At 40.3% G+C, this 17,576-nt stretch carries 12 protein-coding genes and 4 pseudogenes; 13 read left to right on the top strand and 3 right to left on the bottom strand.

Annotation, left to right across the window (positions count from 1 at the left end; genetic code table 11):
* Positions 1–33: 33 nt before the first annotated feature.
* The 6 genes and pseudogenes from ruvC to CVS86_RS02320 all read left to right on the top strand — a co-directional run bounded on the left by ruvC (position 34) and on the right by CVS86_RS02320 (position 4,971).
* Positions 34–513 carry a crossover junction endodeoxyribonuclease RuvC gene (gene ruvC, locus CVS86_RS02340; protein ID WP_103567041.1) on the top strand — a complete coding sequence of 160 codons (480 nt, stop codon included), beginning with the start codon at positions 34–36 and terminating at the stop codon, positions 511–513.
* Positions 514–529: 16 nt separating this feature from the next.
* On the top strand, positions 530–1,219 hold the full coding sequence (locus tag CVS86_RS02335; protein WP_107790847.1) for an MOSC domain-containing protein: 690 nt from the start codon (positions 530–532) through the stop codon (positions 1,217–1,219).
* A gap of 105 nt (positions 1,220–1,324) precedes the next feature.
* Positions 1,325–2,056: pseudogene (locus CVS86_RS10215) on the top strand (cache domain-containing protein); the annotation flags it as partial.
* Between the two features lie 822 nt (positions 2,057–2,878).
* Positions 2,879–3,250 (top strand): annotated as a pseudogene (locus CVS86_RS10210) (methyl-accepting chemotaxis protein); the annotation flags it as partial.
* Positions 3,251–3,347: 97 nt separating this feature from the next.
* Positions 3,348–3,863 (top strand): S-ribosylhomocysteine lyase, encoded by a 516-nt coding sequence (gene luxS, locus CVS86_RS02325; RefSeq protein ID WP_107790845.1) that lies wholly within the window; start codon positions 3,348–3,350, stop codon positions 3,861–3,863.
* Position 3,864: 1 nt separating this feature from the next.
* On the top strand, positions 3,865–4,971 hold the full coding sequence (locus CVS86_RS02320; RefSeq protein WP_107790844.1) for a DNA adenine methylase: 1,107 nt from the start codon (positions 3,865–3,867) through the stop codon (positions 4,969–4,971).
* Positions 4,972–5,016: 45 nt separating this feature from the next.
* Here CVS86_RS02320 and thyX read toward each other — a convergent pair whose 3' ends face one another.
* From thyX to CVS86_RS02305, 3 genes are all read right to left on the bottom strand, one after another.
* Entirely contained in the window at positions 5,017–5,646 is a 630-nt protein-coding gene (gene thyX / locus CVS86_RS02315; protein ID WP_103595906.1) for an FAD-dependent thymidylate synthase, read from the bottom strand.
* A gap of 103 nt (positions 5,647–5,749) precedes the next feature.
* On the bottom strand, positions 5,750–8,194 hold the full coding sequence (gene flgE, locus CVS86_RS02310; protein WP_107790843.1) for a flagellar hook protein FlgE: 2,445 nt from the start codon (positions 8,192–8,194) through the stop codon (positions 5,750–5,752).
* 126 nt (positions 8,195–8,320) lie between these two features.
* Positions 8,321–9,688 (bottom strand): Na+/H+ antiporter NhaC family protein, encoded by a 1,368-nt coding sequence (locus tag CVS86_RS02305; RefSeq protein ID WP_107790842.1) that lies wholly within the window; start codon positions 9,686–9,688, stop codon positions 8,321–8,323.
* A 119-nt stretch (positions 9,689–9,807) separates the two neighbouring features.
* Between CVS86_RS02305 and pyrE the strand changes: the two genes are divergently transcribed.
* The 7 genes and pseudogenes from pyrE to CVS86_RS02275 all read left to right on the top strand — a co-directional run bounded on the left by pyrE (position 9,808) and on the right by CVS86_RS02275 (position 17,566).
* The gene (gene pyrE, locus CVS86_RS02300; protein WP_107790841.1) at positions 9,808–10,416 is read left to right on the top strand and encodes an orotate phosphoribosyltransferase; all 609 of its coding nucleotides are present in this window, start codon (positions 9,808–9,810) and stop codon (positions 10,414–10,416) included.
* A 197-nt stretch (positions 10,417–10,613) separates the two neighbouring features.
* Positions 10,614–11,468 (top strand): annotated as a pseudogene (locus tag CVS86_RS10205) (cache domain-containing protein); the annotation flags it as partial.
* Between the two features lie 351 nt (positions 11,469–11,819).
* A pseudogene (locus CVS86_RS10200) lies at positions 11,820–12,009 on the top strand (methyl-accepting chemotaxis protein); the annotation flags it as partial.
* A gap of 485 nt (positions 12,010–12,494) precedes the next feature.
* The gene (locus CVS86_RS02290; RefSeq protein ID WP_107790839.1) at positions 12,495–13,184 is read left to right on the top strand and encodes a response regulator transcription factor; all 690 of its coding nucleotides are present in this window, start codon (positions 12,495–12,497) and stop codon (positions 13,182–13,184) included.
* Positions 13,174–14,601, top strand: coding sequence for a DUF3365 domain-containing protein (locus CVS86_RS02285; RefSeq protein ID WP_107790838.1), 1,428 nt, complete (start codon positions 13,174–13,176; stop codon positions 14,599–14,601). The genes CVS86_RS02290 and CVS86_RS02285 overlap by 11 nt, the downstream gene beginning before the upstream one ends.
* Before the next feature lie 95 nt (positions 14,602–14,696).
* Positions 14,697–16,763, top strand: a complete 2,067-nt coding sequence (locus CVS86_RS02280) for a cytochrome c (protein WP_009295151.1) — start codon at positions 14,697–14,699, stop codon at positions 16,761–16,763.
* A gap of 44 nt (positions 16,764–16,807) precedes the next feature.
* Positions 16,808–17,566, top strand: coding sequence for an FKBP-type peptidyl-prolyl cis-trans isomerase (locus tag CVS86_RS02275; protein WP_103638523.1), 759 nt, complete (start codon positions 16,808–16,810; stop codon positions 17,564–17,566).
* The last annotated feature ends 10 nt before the right edge of the window (positions 17,567–17,576 follow it).

Here is a 17,576-nt window from a genome sequence, read left to right as displayed (position 1 = left end):
GGCGTGAAAAAGTCGTGAAAAAGTATTGAAAAGATTGTGATGAAAATTTTAGGAATCGATCCAGGTACGAAAAATTGCGGTTACGCGATACTTGAAAAGAGCAAATTTAAAACTACTCTTCTTGAAGCTGGGCTTATAAAGATAAAGCCAAATACTCTTCAATACCAAATAACAGAGCTTTGCGAGGGGCTTGATCTCATCTTTAAAAACCATAAATTTGACGAGGTCGCGATAGAGGACATCTTCTTTGCCTACAACCCAAAAACGGTCTTAAAGCTCGCTCAGTTTCGCGGGGCACTTAGTCTTAAAATTTTGCAGCTTCATGGTGACTTTGCCGAATATACGCCACTTCAAGTGAAAAAAACGGTCACTGGCAAGGCAAAGGCTGACAAAGAGCAAGTGGCATTTATGGTGAAGAAAATTTTAGGCATAAACAAAGAGATAAAACCGCTTGATATCACCGATGCTATCGCGATCGCGCTAACTCATGCGAATAATTTAAGAATAAACTAAATTTGATAGGGATGAAATGGCAACACTAAAAGCTTTACTAATCGGAGGCGTGAAAAACTACGGCTCGCAAGGTGCGACTGATAAGCTAAATTTACCTTGGAGCTCGGCTATTTTTAAAGTAGCTCAAAATGGCGAAATTTTTGCAAATGAGCTTGGTTTTGAGGGCGATAGCGTCGCTGATACGAAGCACCACGGCGGCCCTGAAAAGGCAGTCTTTGCAAATTCGTTTGCAAACTATACCGAGTGGGAGAAATTTTTAGGATTAAAAAACATGGCTTATGGGGCGATGGGAGAGAATTTATGCGTTGATGGGCTTGATGAGAGCTGCGTCTATGTGGGCGATATCCATAAGATCGGCTCACTTGTGCTTCAAGTCTCACAGCCTAGAAAGCCATGTTTTAAGCTCTCAAAAAGATGGGGCAATGAAAATATGGCTACTCACATCTTCGAAACAGGCCTTACTGGCTGGTACTACCGCGTTCTTACGCCAGGCTCATGCAAAGCAGGCGACGCGATAGAGGTTATAGAAAGTGACCCAGTTCATATGAGCATTTTAGAGATAAATAGGCTATTTTACGCGCCAAGTGAAAATTTAAATTTACTAGAGAAATTTAACGCCCTCACCACTCTTACAAATGGCTGGCATGATGATATGAAAAGACGCATCGAGGGAATTTATAGCACCGAATTTATGAGAACACTATAAACATTTATACTTTTGCTCCGATTTTGTTTTGCAAATGGATTTCAAACAAAATTTAAAGGAGCAGAGGTGTTTCGTTCTATCACAAATAAGATAGCACTCGCCTTGATGATCTTACTCATCATCTCGTTTTGCGCTATCTCGGCGGTTAGTTATTTTACTTCAAAGGACAAGATCGTTGAGCTTGTCAGTGGCAAAGAGGATCAGGTTCTTAAAGATATAAAGAGTGTTGCAAACACTTTTTTTGATGAAAATTTAGAGTACGTCAAGAAAATTTCATCAGCAGTTGAAGGCGCTCAAAGTGGCGATGAGATAATGAATTTTGTCTTATTAGAAAAAAAGGTCGCAAACTCTGCGGTGAAATATGTCTATTACGGCGATGAGGATGGACACTTCTTTCAGTCAGATGGTAAAAGAACAACCGTAGCTGATAACTACGACCCAAGAACTAGAGGCTGGTATAAGAGCACAAAAGAGAAAAATAAAGAAATTTATACCGAGCCAAGGGTCACTTCTACAAATGATCTTGTTGTAAGTTTCACCGCTCCAGTTACTAAAAATGGTAAATTTGTTGGCGTTGCTGGCATAGATGTAGATGTAAAGAAAGTTAGCGACAAGATCATCGAGATAGGCAACACTGGCGATGGCGGATATGCTTATGTGATGAGAAAAGATGGCACTATGCTCTTTTCTGACGTAGCTTCAGAAGTTGGCACTATCTTGCCAGCTACAAAGGTCGTCTCAGAAAAATATGCCAATAAAGAATTTGACGAAAATGGTCTGATCTCATATAAAAACTCTAAAAACCAAGATGTAACGGCTAAAATTTTACCTATCAACGATGATGGCTGGCTTGCAACCGTCGCCATAGGTGCGGATACCTTTTCAAACCACACTATGCCTATCTTAAAAGCTCAGCTAATGCTTGCAGTGCTTTTCATAGTCATACTCTCAGCCATTGTTTTCGTGCTACTAAAACGCTCACTTAAGCCTATCAGCGTTATCCAAGAGAAGCTTTCTGATACATTTAAATTTATCACTTACGAGAGCAGCACCGCCCCAAGCAAGCTAGACATCCACACGACTGATGAATTTGGCGTAATGAGCGAAGAGATAAATAAAAACATAGACAAAGTCATAGCTGGCATCAAAAAAGATAACACCATGCTTGAAGAGCTAAATGTAGCTGCAAATAACATGATAAGAGGAAATTTAGGCGTCAAACTAAATGAGAATCCAAACAACCCATCACTTATCAAGCTAAAAGATCTACTAAATACCTTCTTTAGCTCTATCAGTCAAAATTTAGGCAGCGTCATAAATATCCTAAAAGCCTACTCAAATAACGACTATACCGCTAAGATCGAACTAAGAGATGATATAGAGGCTGACTTAAAAGCTATGATAGTTGGCATAAATAACGCAGGCGATGCTATAAGCGCTATGCTAAATAGCAACCTAAATCAAGCTCAAATTTTAGAAGAAAAAGCAACGATGCTTGCTGAGTCTATGAGAAATTTAACTGATGGTGCGAGCAAACAAGCTGACTCTATCCAAGAGAGCGCGGCTGCAGTTGAGCAGATGAGTAGCTCGATGAATGCTATCTCACAAAAGACAGGGGACGTCATAAGACAAAGTGAAGAGATCAAAAACATCATCGTCATCATCCGTGACATCGCTGATCAGACAAATTTACTAGCTCTTAACGCTGCCATAGAAGCGGCTCGTGCAGGTGAACATGGACGTGGCTTTGCGGTCGTGGCTGATGAGGTTAGAAAGCTAGCTGAGCGCACACAAAAATCTCTAGGCGAGATCGAGGCAAATACAAATGTATTGGCTCAGTCAATCAACGAGATGAGCGAATCTATAAAAGAGCAAGCTGAGGGCATAAATATGATAAATAGAAGTGTTGCCCAAATAGATAACGTCACAAAAGAAAATAGAAGCGTTGTTAGTAACACAAACGACGTAACTAGCGAGATAGACAGCATGGCGAAGGTCATACTAACAGACGTTAGAAAAAATAAATTTTAATACCCAAAAATACTACCAGGCTCATGTAAATTTACGTGGGCCTTTAAATTTTAAATCTTTTTTACGCTAAAATTACCAAAAATTTAAAGGAGAATATATGCCACTACTTGATAGTTTTTGCGTAGATCATGTGAAGATGAAAGCCCCAGGAGTAAGACTTGCAAAGAGTATGAAGACCCCAAAGGGCGATGATATCAGCGTTTTTGACTTGAGATTTTGCAAGCCAAATGAGGAAATTTTGCCAGAAAAGGGCACTCACACTTTAGAGCACCTATTTGCGGGCTTTATGAGAAACCATCTAAATGGCAACGGCGTTGAGATCATAGATATCTCGCCGATGGGCTGTAGGACGGGCTTTTATATGAGCGTGATCGGCACACCTAGCGAAGAAGCTGTAAAAAAGGCATGGCTTGCTTCGATGAAAGATATCTTAGAGGTTAAAGATCAAGATAAAATTCCAGAGCTAAATAAATTTCAATGTGGCACTTACAAGATGCACTCACTTGATGAGGCACACGCCATAGCAAGCAAAATTTTAGCACAAGGTCTAGTCATCATAAACAACGATGAGATCAAGCTCGATCTTGACGCTATGGGACTAAAAAAGCACTGATTTGAAACCAGTAAAACAAGAAAATCAAGCCTATCTAAAAGAGCAAATTTTAACCTATCTTGGTAACAAACGCTCTCTTTTAGGCTTTATCGAGCGAGGCGTAAAATACGCAAAAGACGAGCTTAAAAAAGAGAAGCTTAGCTGCTGCGACCTCTTTAGTGGAAGCGGCGTGGTGGCTAGGTTTTTAAAGCAAAATAGCGAATTTTTAGTCACAAACGACTTGGAGCTTTACAGCTTCATCACAAACTCATGCTATCTACAAAACGCCACAAATGAGCTAAGAGATGAGATAAATTTCTGGCAAAAAAAGCTTGAAAAAGAGATAGAAGATAAGCTTTCTGAGGGCTTTATAACAAGGCTTTATGCCCCGCAAGATGATGAAAATATTGCTTTTGGCGAGCGGGTCTTTTACACAAGGAAAAATGCCAAATTCATTGACACCGCAAGAAGGCTCATAGATGAGATGTTACCAGAGGAGATGAGAAAATTTTTCATAGCTCCACTACTTTATAACGCAAGCGTTCATGCAAATACGAGTGGAATTTTTAAAGGTTTTCATAAAAATAAAGATGGCATCGGTCAGTTTGGAGGACATGGGCAAAATGCCATCTCAAGGATCACTTCTGATATAAATTTGACAAAACCAATTTTTTCAAATTTTAGCGTGCCATTTGAGGTCTATCAAAAGGACGCAAATTTACTGGCAAAAGAGCTTGATAGCCTTGATCTAGTCTATCTTGATCCGCCTTATAACCAGCATCCATACGGCTCAAACTACTTCATGCTAAATCTCATCGCAAGCTATGAAGAGCCAAGTAAAATTTCAAAAGTCTCAGGCATCGTAAAGGACTGGAACAGATCAGTTTTTAATAAAAAATCATCAGCGAGCGAGGCATTTTTCGAGCTCATAGCAAATTTAAAGGCGAAATTTGTCCTTATCTCGTTTAACTCAGAGGGCTTTATCAACCAAGATGAATTTGATAAAAATCTAAATAAAATGGGCAAAGTTCATCTACTTCGCCAAAAGTATAACGCCTACCGCGGCAGTAGAAATTTAAAAGCTAGAAACATCCACGTAGACGAGCTTCTTTACGTTTTGAAAAAGTAAATTTAACGCTCATTTCATCACTTCTAAATCGCACTAATGTAAATGTTAGTTTTGCTCATCCTCAGGCAAGCACTTCTCAAAGATAAATTTATGCTCATTTGGCAAGGCGTCGTAGATAGCATTTGCTAAATTTCTTATCTCCCAAAGGGCTGACTTTGAGCTTCTTAGAGAGATGAAATTTTGCAAGCTTCTAGCATTTATGCTCCATGTAAGCTCGGTTTTATAACACTCTGGTAGGCAGTATTTAACTATATCAAGGCTTTTTGTGGTTGAGGCTAAAATTTCACGTAAATTTTCAAGCGCTTTTATGCTCGCGTTATCGACCATTTCGTCATTTGTTAGCACGATAAATTTAGCCGCACGCTCAAACTGCCCTACTTCAAATTTCTCCTCCTTTTTTAGCTCTTTTAGCGTGTAGCGGGTTGATTTGACGCTTAGGCTTGCCAATCGGTGGCGGGCTAGCTCTTGAAGTAGTGCGCGCGAGATGCCTTGGATGTAGAAGTTGTAGTAAAGATGCTCTAGCGTTGAAGCGTGTTTAAATTTATTACCCACCCTATCTATCAGTTCGACGTCTTTTTCGCCGCCATTGTCGCCTTTTTCAAAGCTTTGCCAGCATGTGCGGATCGCGTGAGAGCAGATATTTAGTGGGGTGTGATTTAGAAGTGTTACTTGCATATTTTCTCTTTTTGTGAAATTTTTTAGCATTTTACAAAAAGAAGGCTGATTTTATTTGTAAATTTAAAAGGGAGCAAGTGCCCCCCCCATGTTAGATATTAGATTATTGTTTTAGTTGAAGAAGTGTGTTTAGCATCTCATCACTTGTCGTGATCGTTTTTGAGTTTGCTTGAAAGCCTCTTTGGATGACGATAAGATCTGTTAGCGCACGGCTTAGATCGACGTTACTAGCTTCTAGTTTTGAAGCTGCGATCGTTCCTTTATCGCCTGTGCCTGCTGCGCCGATGACTGCTTCGCCTGAGTTTGCAGTTTGTGAAAAGACGTTTCCGCCCTCACTTTGAAGACCCTCGTTATTTGTAAAGCTAGCGAGTGCAACTTGAGCTAGACCAAAGCTTTGGCCGTTTGTAAATGCACCGATGATAGTGCCAGTTTCGTCGATCTTTAGGTCATTTAGTGTGCCACCTGTGTAGCCATCTTGTGAGATAGACTCAGTTGAAGAGTCTTTATCAAAGCTTGTTAGTCCGTTAAAATCAGTTCCCAAACCAAAATTTAAACTAACATTTTGACCACTTTGTGAGCCGTTGTTAGCTGAAAATGTTATCGTAGCTGGGTGAAAGCTAGCGAGTGAGCCGTTTGAGTTAAATCTCAATGAGCCAGTTACGACGTTGTCTGGACCCTCGCCTGTGTAGTTTATCTTAGCAGGCTCTGGCACTTGGATGATCATATTCCACTCAGTTCCACCATCTGTTGTAGTGCCTGTCTTTGCCCATCTGATACTAACTGTGTGTTTTGAGCCAAGTGAGTCAAAAATTTCAGCCGTTGAGCCGTGGCTTGACATCATCATCTTGCCACTTGCTCTTAGAGCTTGACCTGGGCTTAGTGCGCCATCAAGTGCTTTCATGATATTTGTAAAGCGAACGTTTTCATTTACTGCTGCGTTGTTTGTGCCTTGAGCTGGTTTTGTAAGACCAGTTGTAGTCATATAAAGAGCTTGATCAGCTATTTCATTTGTAGGGTTTTCTAGTTGAAATTGACCTAGTTTATTTACAGTTATTTTTACGCCATCGTTCGTATCATCTCCAGCTACTGCCTGAAGTGCAGCAACACCTGCTGCGTGTTTTTGATCAGGTGTGCCAGCTGCTGCTGCATAAGCGTTGTTATATGCTAGTGCATAGGCTGGATTTGTTATAGCTGCGCCACCTGTACCTGGAGCTACCTTGTGAGCAGCAGTTGCAAGTTTTGCTGCATCAAGAGCATCAGAGTTTGCTCTTATTTGACCATCGCCGTTATAATCAACGTGGTTTCTAGCATCCTCTTGCATAGCAGCACGAAGATCTTCTGTTGTTGTTATTTGTCTTGCGATTTTGTCGTTATTTGGGTGAACAGCTGTTGTTTGTGAGCTTGTATAGACATATTGATAAGCTGTGATGATATCTTTGCTAGCTAGACCGCCAACTGTGTTTCCAGCATTTACTGTTAGGTGGATGTTTTTTGTCTCTTCAGTTGTGCCTGAGTTGTTTCTGTTTATAAGCGTTAGTTTGTTGCCCTCTGAAATTTCAGCTCTAACACCAGTTTTGTTGTACTGAGCGTTGATAGCAGCTGCAACGTCACTGATGCTTGTCATTGTGCCAGCTTGAGTTTTGATGTTTTGTCCATTTAGTGTTATATCAAGTGTAGCTGGTGGGTTGATCTGACCGATGTTTTGTGCTAGAGCGCTACCTACTGAAAATTTCTCAGTCTTAGCATTTGCGTAGCTTACCCAGATACCTTGACCATCTCTTAGAGCAAGACCGTTTCCAAGCTCGTCAAATGTAACGCCAAGATCGACGCCACGCTCTGTTAAAATTTGCTCGTTTCTTGAGTTTGTATAAAATTCATCGTTGTTTGTATCGTTTTCGTTATGAACTTCGTTAGCGTTTAAAATTCCATCGTTATTAAAGTCACGTCCGCCAGCTATTGAATCAAGTGCGTAAATAGGGGTACTTCTTTGACCGATGCTGTTACCTGAGTCGAGGTTGCCTTTTATTTTAACTTCTGTTGTCGCTCTTGCTGGAGTTGTAAGGCCTTCTTTGATGACGATGTTGCTTATAGGACCTGTTGAGTCGATAGTGCCAGTCTCATCATCTCTAGTCCAGCCTTGAACGATATAGCCGCTGTTATTTACGAAGTTGCCAGCCTTATCACGAACAAAGTCGCCGTTTCTTGTATAGTATCTTGTCGTTCCGCCATCTGGAGAGACGACAAAGAAACCATTTCCTTGAAGAGCAAGGTCGGTTTGCTTATCAGTGGCTGTTAGTGTGCCTTGTGAGAAAATTCTTGTAGTTGAGTTTATAGTCGTTCCTAGACCTATTTGCATAGCGTTTTGACCGCCTAGCTGACCTTGTGGAGCGGTAGCTACTCTTGGAGTTTGGCTTAGTATATCAGCAAAATTTGCGCGGTTGTATTTAAAACCATAGGTATTGACGTTTGCGATATTGTTGCCTTCTACGTCCATGGCTATCTGGTGGGCTTGTAGGCCTGAAACACCAGACCAAAGTGATCTCATCATGAGCTTATCCTTTTTCTCGTTTTAAAATTTTTTAATAATCTTTCTAAAGCAAAAGATGTTCCAAAATTTATATCGGCAAAAAGAGAAAAAAGTAAAAGAGAAATTTGGCGCTTTTAACGCCAAATTTTATCCAAGTATCAACGCACCTACGACGCCACCGATGATAAGTGGGATGTTAAAAAATACAAATGTAGGCACGCAAGTATCATATATGTGGTTGTGCTCACCATCAGCGTTTAGACCGCTCGTTGGTCCAAGTGTGCTGTCGCTTGCTGGGCTTCCAGCGTCGCCTAGAGCTGCTGCTATGCCAACTAGCAAGATGATAGCTGGCACACCAAAGCCAAGGCTAAGGCAAAGCGGTACGTAGATAGAGGCTAAGATAGGGATAGTGCCAAAGCTAGTGCCTATGCCCATCGTGACTAAAAGTCCGATAAGTAACATCAAAAGTGCTCCGCCTATCTTGCCGCCAGATACCAAGCTAGCGTATTTTACAAGCTCGTCTATACCGCCACTCTCTCTTAAAATGGTGCCATATCCCGCAGCAACAAGCATGATAAATGCGATAAAGCCCATCATAGCAAGGCCATTATCCATGATCTTATCTACTTTTTTGTATTCGATGCCTCCAAAAACGACCATGACCAAAAGTCCAAGTAGCGCGCCAAGTGGCAAGAGCGAAGTATAAATTTGCACGACAAAGGCGACAACCGCACCAGCTAAGACCGCCCACTCTTTTTTAGTCATCTCAAGGCTTTTTGCGCGCTCGATCTCGTCAAGCTCGGCTTTTTCAAATTTAGATGTTTTATAAATTCTCTTTCTGCCGTAGACAAAAATGGCGATGATAAGACCAACTAACATCGAAGCCCCACCTATCCACATGACTGATGAGATGTCTGAGATGGTTGTATTTATGCCGTTGTTTGCTAGCTCTTTTTTAAGGATATTGTGAAAAAGCAGACCAAAGCCAACGCTAATGCTCACATAAGGCGCTTGCAGTCCAAATGTAAGAGCGCAAGCCACCGCACGTCTATCTATGCCCATTTTGTTCATAAGAGCAAGAAGTGGCGGGATCAAGATAGGTATGAAGGCTATATGAACTGGGATCAAGTTTTGAGACAAACAAGCGATAAACGCGATAGTTAGCGTAAAAATGACCTTATTTGAGCTAAGAAATTTACTCATTGCATTTATCAAAATGGCTGTTAAATTTGTATTTGCGATGGCAGCTGCAAGAGCACCTAGCAAGATGTAACTAAGCGATGTCTCAAGGTTGCCTTGCATGCCGCTTATAAGGCTTTGCGTGGTCTCTTTTAAGGCCGTAAAAAAGCTCTCAAAACCGCTTGCCAAACCACTTTCAAATCCACTAAAACCATGCTTATACATGACACCAGCAACAAGGGCTGAGATAAGGATAGAAAGCAGGATGTTAAAGCGCAGCAAACATAGCACCGTCATCACCAAAATGCTAAAAACAACAGGGTTAAAGAGAAGCATGAGTGTCCTTTTTGTATGAGTGCAAGAATTATACAAGCGTGGGGCTTATTAAATTTTAAAAAGAGTGGCTTAAGTGGGTATGTGTTAAGATTTTTGGCAAATTTTAAAAGGAAAAAGCGATGGATTTAGAGAAAATTTATAAGGATGCTGGGGCGTATTTAGAGGGGCACTTTTTGCTAAGTAGTGGCAACCACTCGCAGTTTTATCTGCAAAGTGCAAAGGTGCTTGAAGATCCTGCTCTTGCAGCAAAGCTAGCAGATGAGCTAGCGCGTGTGATAGAGAAATTTGGCATTAAATTTGATAGTGTTTGTTCTCCTGCACTTGGTGGAATTTTAGCTGGATATGAGCTAGCTCGTGCGGCAAAAAAGCGTTTTATATTTACCGAGCGCGTTGATAGAGTGATGAGCTTAAGGCGCGGCTTTGAAGTGAAAAAAAGCGAGAAATTTATAGTTTGTGAAGATATCATCACAACTGGTGGCTCGGCACTTGAAGCAGCTCGTGTCATAGAGAGCCTTGGGGGCGAGGTGGTTGGCTTTGCGGCACTTGCGAACCGCGGCTTTTGCAAGGTTGCAAATTTAGGTAATGAAGCTAAGGCAAATGCAAAACTGCCAAGTGATAAGCCATTTTTTGCTTTGGGAAATTTTGAATTTGAAATTTACGAGCCAGAGCGCTGTCCACTTTGTAAGAGTGGTAGCAATGCGATTAAGCCTGGAAGCAGAGGCAACTAAAGGCTACTAAATTTTACGTATTTTTTACGCTCAAAGCTTAAGATAATAATATTTGTAACTTATTCGTTATTTTGGGCTTTGAGTAAATTCTCTCATCAAATTTTCTCTTTTTTTCTTAAATTTAAAAAGTTAATTTATAATTAAGATTTGAATGTATAAAATGGCACAAAATTTTTAGGAGATCCCAAAATGCAAGGATGTGTGCTATGAAAATATCTACAAAGATAATTCTCACTTTTGTTTTCTCAGTTTTGCTTGTCAGCTGTTTGCTCATCTTTTTAAATAGCAAATTTTCAAGCGATCTAACTCAGTTTTTCACCCATAAGTCCTACGACGAGCTGGTAAATGCCAGAAAAGAAAATTTAAAAGATGACGTCGAGACAATCAATCAAATGATGCGTGAAATTTACAATGGCGGCAAAGAAAAAGGGCTAAGCGACGATGAGATAAAAAAAGAAATTTTTAGAGTCGTCTCAAAGCTAAAATTCTTTAGCGACAAGACTGGCTATATCTTCATCTATGACTATGACGGCGTTGTTTTGATGCACCCTGAAAAGCCATCGCTTGTGGGTAAAAATTTAATCGGCTTAAAAGATCCAAAAGGGCTACTTCTTATAAAAGAGCTCATCGAAAAGGCTAAACAAGGCGGCGGATTTGTCACATTTGGCTGGGCGAAAAAAGAGGGCGAGGAGCCAGTGGAGAAGCTTGGCTATGCTGCAAATTTTGAGCCATATAAGTGGATGCTAGGAAGCGGCGTATATGTCGATGACTTGGCAAACGAGATAGAAAAGACAAAGGTCGTGCTAAACGAGCAAAATAGCCAAAATACAAAAACCTTTATCATCGCTTGCGCCTTGATCACGGTTGTTTTGATAGCTATCGTGCTATTTATCTTAAGTAGGGCGATCATCAAACCTATAAAAAATATCGTTGCAAATTTAACCGAGATGTCAGATGAGATAAAAAGTGGCAGAGGCGATCTTACTAAAAAGCTAGAAATTAGCGGCAAAGATGAAATTTCAAACATCAAAAGCTCTATAAACGACCTAACAAGTGAGCTAAGATCTGTTATAGAAAGTGTTAAAGGCCTAGCGCATGAGAACTCTTCTATCGCCGAGCAACTCTCTTCAACATCAGCTCAAACTACAAATTTAACCAATAAATCTTCTTTAATCGTCACAGATACGACAAATATGGCAAAAAATATGTCTGAAGAGATAAAGAGCTCATTTGAAGAGGCTAAGAAGAGCAAAGAAAATCTTGAAAGAACCTGTCTATATATAAATGAAGTTTCAAACGATGTTTTGGGGCTTAGTAAAAATGTAGATGAGGCTGCAAATAGCGAAATTTCACTAGCTAGCTCTATGAAAAGCCTAGTTGATCAAGCTAAAAATGTAAAAGATGTCTTAAATATCATCGATGATATCGCTGATCAGACAAATTTACTTGCTCTAAATGCCGCCATAGAAGCAGCAAGGGCTGGTGAGCACGGACGTGGCTTTGCAGTCGTGGCTGATGAGGTTAGGCAGCTGGCTGAACGCACGCAAAATAGCCTAAGCGAGATAAATGCGACTATAAATTTAATCGTTGAAGCGATCTCAAACTCAAGCCAAACTATCGGTGATAATGCTAAAAAAGCTGGCGAGCTTTGCAAAAAATCAGCCCAAATCAATGAAAAAATAGAAAATATGAACCAGCTAATGAACGAGAGCGTTAGCTTAAATGAGACCTCTACGAAGGATTATCTAGAGACTGGAAATAAGGTCGAAGAGCTGATAAAAGGCATCGTAAATATCGATGAAATTTCAAAACAAAACTCAAAAAGCATGGATGAAATCTCACTTGCAGCCGCTCATCTTTCAAAGATGACTGATAATCTAAACACTAGCCTTTCAAAATTTAGAACCTGATAAATTTAGCCAAATCTTTGTCTAAATTTAACTTTTTCTTTTAAATTTATCACTTAAGTAGCGAACTGATTTTTTACTTTAAGCTTACGATCATGATGTAAATTTATGAAATAGTTTTTATTTTGTGTTATTTAAGTCGGCACTTTGGCTTAAGAGATGAGATGACGTATGCAAGAGTATGATATTTTAGATGTTTTATCAAACAAAAAGGTCCTTTGCTTAGAGGATGAAGAGGCGATTTTACGAAATATCTGCGCCTCGCTGGAGCTCTTTTTCGCAGAGGTTAAAGGCGTCACAGACGGCTTTGATGCGCTTGAGCTTGCTATTGGTGGGGCGTATGACGCGCTAGTGCTTGATATCAGCGTGCCAAATATCGATGGTCTTGAGATCGCTAAAAAAGTAAGAGCTATCAATCAAAAAATCCCTATCGTAATACTTTCAAGCCACGTCGAACAAGAGTATTTGTGGCGAGCAGTTGAGCTAAAGATCACAAGATATCTCGCAAAACCATATGATAAAAAGTCTTTCATCAAAGCGCTTGAAGATGTGGCTTTTGAGCTAGTTGGACGCACACCAACTATCAGGCTAAATGACGAGCTTGAGTATGATTTTGGCAAAAAAGCGCTTTATGTAAATGGCGAAATTTCTCATCTAAGCAAGAGCGAGAGCAAACTTTTGGAGTACTTTTTAAACAACAAAAACAAAACTATCACTTATGAGCAAATTTTTGACTACATATGGGACTACGAGCAGCCGACAAAAGAGGCGATAAAGACCATCGTAAAGGAGCTTAGAAGAAAGCTTGGTAAAGATGTGATCAAAAATTTATACGGCGTGGGCTATCTTTGTGAGATATAAATTTCAGCTAATTGTCGGTGCTTTTATCTTTGTCTATCTGCTAGTCTCAGCACTTGTTTTAAATTTCTACAACGATCTTGCGATGAAGGACGCCAAAAAAGAGGCGTATTATGTTTTAGAGGGCATAAATTCTGTAAGAGAGTACATCGCTGGAGTTCAGCGCCCACTAATCGAGCAGTTAAAAGAGCAGGGTATCTTAAAAGAGGACTTTTTTGACGAGAGACTTCTATCGTCCTCATATATAAGCCGTGAAATTTACAACATCCAAAAGAAAAAATATAACCTTGAATTTGACTACAAGCTAGTTGCTATCGCTCCGCTAAATAAGGCTCACCAGCCAAATGAATTTGAAGCTGGCGTCTTGCACGGCTTTAAAGAGAATAAATTTAAAGAATTTGTAAAGATAATAAAAGATGAAAATGGCTCACAGCTCTTTGTAGGTCTGCCTATAAAAAACCAAAGTCCAAGCTGTCTAGCCTGTCATAGCAGCGCAAATGCCCCACAACAAATGCTAGAAAAATACGGCATGGAGGGCATAGAGATCCCAGACGTGAATGAAACGGTCGCGATGATCTCTTTTAAGATACCAATCCGCGCTATTTTTACCTACCACTTGCAAGAGGTCATCGTCATAATGAGCGCTATAACGCTTATCTTTGGGCTATTTTTGCTACTTGTTTATAAGATGCATAGGCGCGGCGAGGAGAGCAAAAAGCAGACTGAGCAGCTAATGATACATCAAAGCCGCCTAGCCTCTATGGGCGAGATGATAGGCAATATCTCGCACCAGTGGAAGCAGCCGCTAGCGCAGATAAGCTCAGCTTTGATAAATTTAGAACTCTATCAAGAGAGAAAGAAGCTTGATGAGGCGAAAATTTATGAGTTTATAGAAGAGACAAGCAAGCAGATAAATTTCATGTCAGAAACCGTTGATGACTTTAAAAATTTCTTTAGTCCAAATACCTTGAGAAAAGAATTTAAGGTGCTTGAAGTGATAAATCAAACGATAAAAATTTTAAATGTAATGCTCAAAAAGTATCAGATCGAAGTGCAGCTTGATGTGAGAGAAAATTTTGAACTATTTGCAAATTTTAATGAGATAATCCAAATTTTAATAAACATCATAAACAACGCCAAAGACGCATTTAAGCAGAGCTACACAAAGCCAAGAGTGATAAAGATAAGCGCCTTTTTAAAAGATGATCGCAAGAATTTATGCGTGCAAAATAACGCAGGAGCGATAAAAAATTCATTTTTAAAGGTCATCTTTGAGCCACACTTTAGCACAAAAGAGAGCGGTAGCGGGCTTGGGCTATATATGAGCCAACTTATCGCTCGCAAAAACAACGCCCTAATCTTTGCTAAAAATGTGGATGAAAACCACGTTGCATTTACAATTAGTTTCGAAAATTTATAATTTGTTAATTTTCCCCCTTTTCTGCCCTTTTTTGGTGTTAAGATTATCAGTATGAAATCATTTTGATTTTAGGATAAAAATTCAAAGGAGGAGACGTGAGAAACTTACACAAAGCCTTAGCAGGCTTACTCATGGGTGTTAGTATCTTTGCTTCACAAGCCTGTTGCGAAGAGCATAATATGCAGATGTCCGATAAAGCACGTGATGTTATCGCAAATCCTAAAGGCACACTGCAAAGTAGAGGTGTTGTCTCCTTGCAAGACTACGTCGTAGAAGAGCAAGAGATGTATAACTGGCTATTTAAAAACCACCCTATTTTTACAAAGTATGGTGGCAAAACCGTCGGCAAAATGGTCGTTCATGACCGCGGCTTAGAGTGGCTTGCCGAGGGGCATGGCTTTGATATGTCAAAGCTTAGTAAAAGAGATGGCGGTAAGGGCTATAGCTCTATGATGTATAGAATTCCAGCCACCTCATCGCTTCAATTTCCTAATAAATTTGTAGGACCAGAAAAGTGCGGTGAGTGTCACCCGGCTCAGTATGAGGTCTGGAGCAGATCTCGCCACGCAACTACTATGCGCTTCCCTGGCGAGCACCCAGAGGTTAATAACAACCTAACTGAGCCAGTATTTGACAAAGATACCGCTTCTATCCTTCCAAAAGGTATCACTCCAGATGTAATCTACGCAACCGTTGGTCACTTAAGAACTAAGATGGGCTACGTCGATGCATGGCTACTTCGTGGTACTTATTACGTTGAGGGCGGATTGCTAAGAGATGGCACAGGTCAGATCGTAGCTGGCGGTAACCAATGGCAAAGAACATGGGCGTTAAATTTAGATGACGCAACTGTTAAAAAGATAAAAGAGCTTGTCCCAGAATTTCCTGGCACTCTTGAAGAGTACGGCGATAATGGCGGATATGTTAGAGGTCTTGCCTCATACGCCGCAAAACATAAAAAGTCGATGTTTTTCCAAGCAAACTCATCATATTGTGAGGTTTGCCACCCAGTTAAATTTGACTTTAAGTCAAAAGCAGAATTTTACGCAGCACTTGGTAATGCCAAAGAGCTTCAAAAACACACTATCTCAAAAGGCGTAAGCTGTGAGGAGTGCCACGGAGCTGGCGGTCACCTTGATGGAGCTACAAATTTTAGAACATCAAACTGCGAACGCTGTCACCAAAGATTTAACTTTAGCCCAGATCTAATGCGAGCCAACCCACTCAATAACGGCAAGCTTGATCTCTCACTTAGCTCTAAATTTAAATCAATGGGACCAGGATGCGGTTCTGAGGGCTCACAATCATACTTTACCGCTCACTACGATAAAGGCATGAGATGCGTCACTTGCCACGATCCACACGACAACACAGGTAACGTTGTAGGCGATAAAAGCGTAACTGGTATGAATTACAACCCAGATCAAGGTTATCTAAGTGCGTTCTACACTAAACCAAAGATCAAAAAAGATTGTAAAGATTGTCACGAGACTCAAGCATATATCGCATCAAAAGCAGATACTCATAAAAACAACACTTGTGCATCTTGCCACATGCCATTTATGATGAGCTGCGAGAATTTCTACGCTGTTCAGTTCCAAGACAACGCTGGCTTTGATACTCAAAGACGCTCTCACATCTGGAAGATCATGGTCGATCCAAAAGAGAAATCTCTTGTCCCAGGCGACGCAGCTAAAGGTCCAAGAGATGCTAAAGATTGGCACTTTGAGAGAGATAAAAATGGCCACAACTATGTTGATTTGATGTGGGCATGCGCTAGAACATCTTGGGCTGATAAAGATATGAAAGATAATAAAGGCTGCCATAGCCCAGTGCTATCTGAGCTAAAACCAACACTTCACTTCAAAAACCAAAAACAAGTTTATGATGAGGTTATGGGATGGCAAACTCCAGTTAAAAATGAATTCTCAGAGGTCAAAATAGGCATCGAGGGAATTTACTCACTACTAGAGACTAAAAAGCTAGATCCAAGTGATAAAGCAAGAGTTTATGAGCTTGTCCAAAACGCTCAAGAGATCATCGATATGGTCGAAAAAGATGGTTCGTGGGGTATGCACGGATTTAAATTTACTAAACAAAGACTAGATGCATCTAAAGAGTATATAAAAGAAGCTCAGAGAATTCTAAACAAAAATTTATAGCATTTAGGGGCTAGTTTTAGCCCCTTTAATCTTAAGGGTTTGAAATGAAAAATGCGTTTTTAAAATGTTCGCTACTTCTTAGCCTAAGCGTGGCTAGCCTCTTAGCAAATGTCGATACAAACGACTCTTATGCCATAGGCGCAACAAGTGGTGGATATGTTTTAAAAGGACTGCTAGATCAAAAGCAACTAGGTGTTGGCTATGACGCTGATGCAGTGATAAAAGGCTTTAGCGATGCGCTAAAGAGCGAGCTAAAACTAAGTGATGATGAGATAGCAAAGCTACTAAACAAAAGAGCTGAAAGCTTAGATAAGATAGTAAAAGAAAAAGAGGCTGCCAAGCTAAAAGAGAATTTAGCCCAAGGCAAAGCCTATATGGAAAAAAATGCAAAAAACAAAAATGTAAAAACAACAAAATCAAATTTACAATATGAGATCATAAAAAGTAGCTCAAAAGGGGCTACTCCAAAGCCTGAGAGCATCATCATAGTAAATTATAAAGCAAGCTTTGCTGGTGGCAAGGTCTTTGACGAGACAAAAGAGGCTCCAGCTCATCTTTCGATGCTAAATTTGATCCCTGGACTTGAAGAGGGACTTATGCTTATGAAAGAGGGCGAGAAGTTTAAATTTGTCATCCCGCCTGAGCTTGCATACGGCGATAGCGGCATGGAGGGGATACCTGGAGGCGAGACTATCGTTTTTGAGATAGAGCTTATTAAGGTCTTAAAGCCTGGCGAACTAGCTGAGGCAGCAAGAAAAATTCATGAAAAAGAGCAAAATGAGGGCATTAAAAAGCCTCATTAAGGCATAAATG

Source organism: Campylobacter concisus (genome assembly GCF_003048605.1).
Lineage (GTDB): Bacteria > Campylobacterota > Campylobacteria > Campylobacterales > Campylobacteraceae > Campylobacter_A > Campylobacter_A concisus_BM.
This window is presented reverse-complemented; position numbering and strand designations above follow the sequence as displayed.

Coding starts and splice junctions, on each gene's coding strand:
- CVS86_RS02335 (WP_107790847.1), top strand. CDS start 530: ATGGCAACACTAAAAGCTTTACTAATCGGAGGCGTGAAAAACTACGGC.
- luxS (WP_107790845.1), top strand. CDS start 3,348: ATGCCACTACTTGATAGTTTTTGCGTAGATCATGTGAAGATGAAAGCC.
- thyX (WP_103595906.1), bottom strand. CDS start 5,646: ATGCAAGTAACACTTCTAAATCACACCCCACTAAATATCTGCTCTCAC.
- flgE (WP_107790843.1), bottom strand. CDS start 8,194: ATGATGAGATCACTTTGGTCTGGTGTTTCAGGCCTACAAGCCCACCAG.
- CVS86_RS02305 (WP_107790842.1), bottom strand. CDS start 9,688: ATGCTTCTCTTTAACCCTGTTGTTTTTAGCATTTTGGTGATGACGGTG.
- pyrE (WP_107790841.1), top strand. CDS start 9,808: ATGGATTTAGAGAAAATTTATAAGGATGCTGGGGCGTATTTAGAGGGG.
- CVS86_RS02290 (WP_107790839.1), top strand. CDS start 12,495: ATGCAAGAGTATGATATTTTAGATGTTTTATCAAACAAAAAGGTCCTT.
- CVS86_RS02275 (WP_103638523.1), top strand. CDS start 16,808: ATGAAAAATGCGTTTTTAAAATGTTCGCTACTTCTTAGCCTAAGCGTG.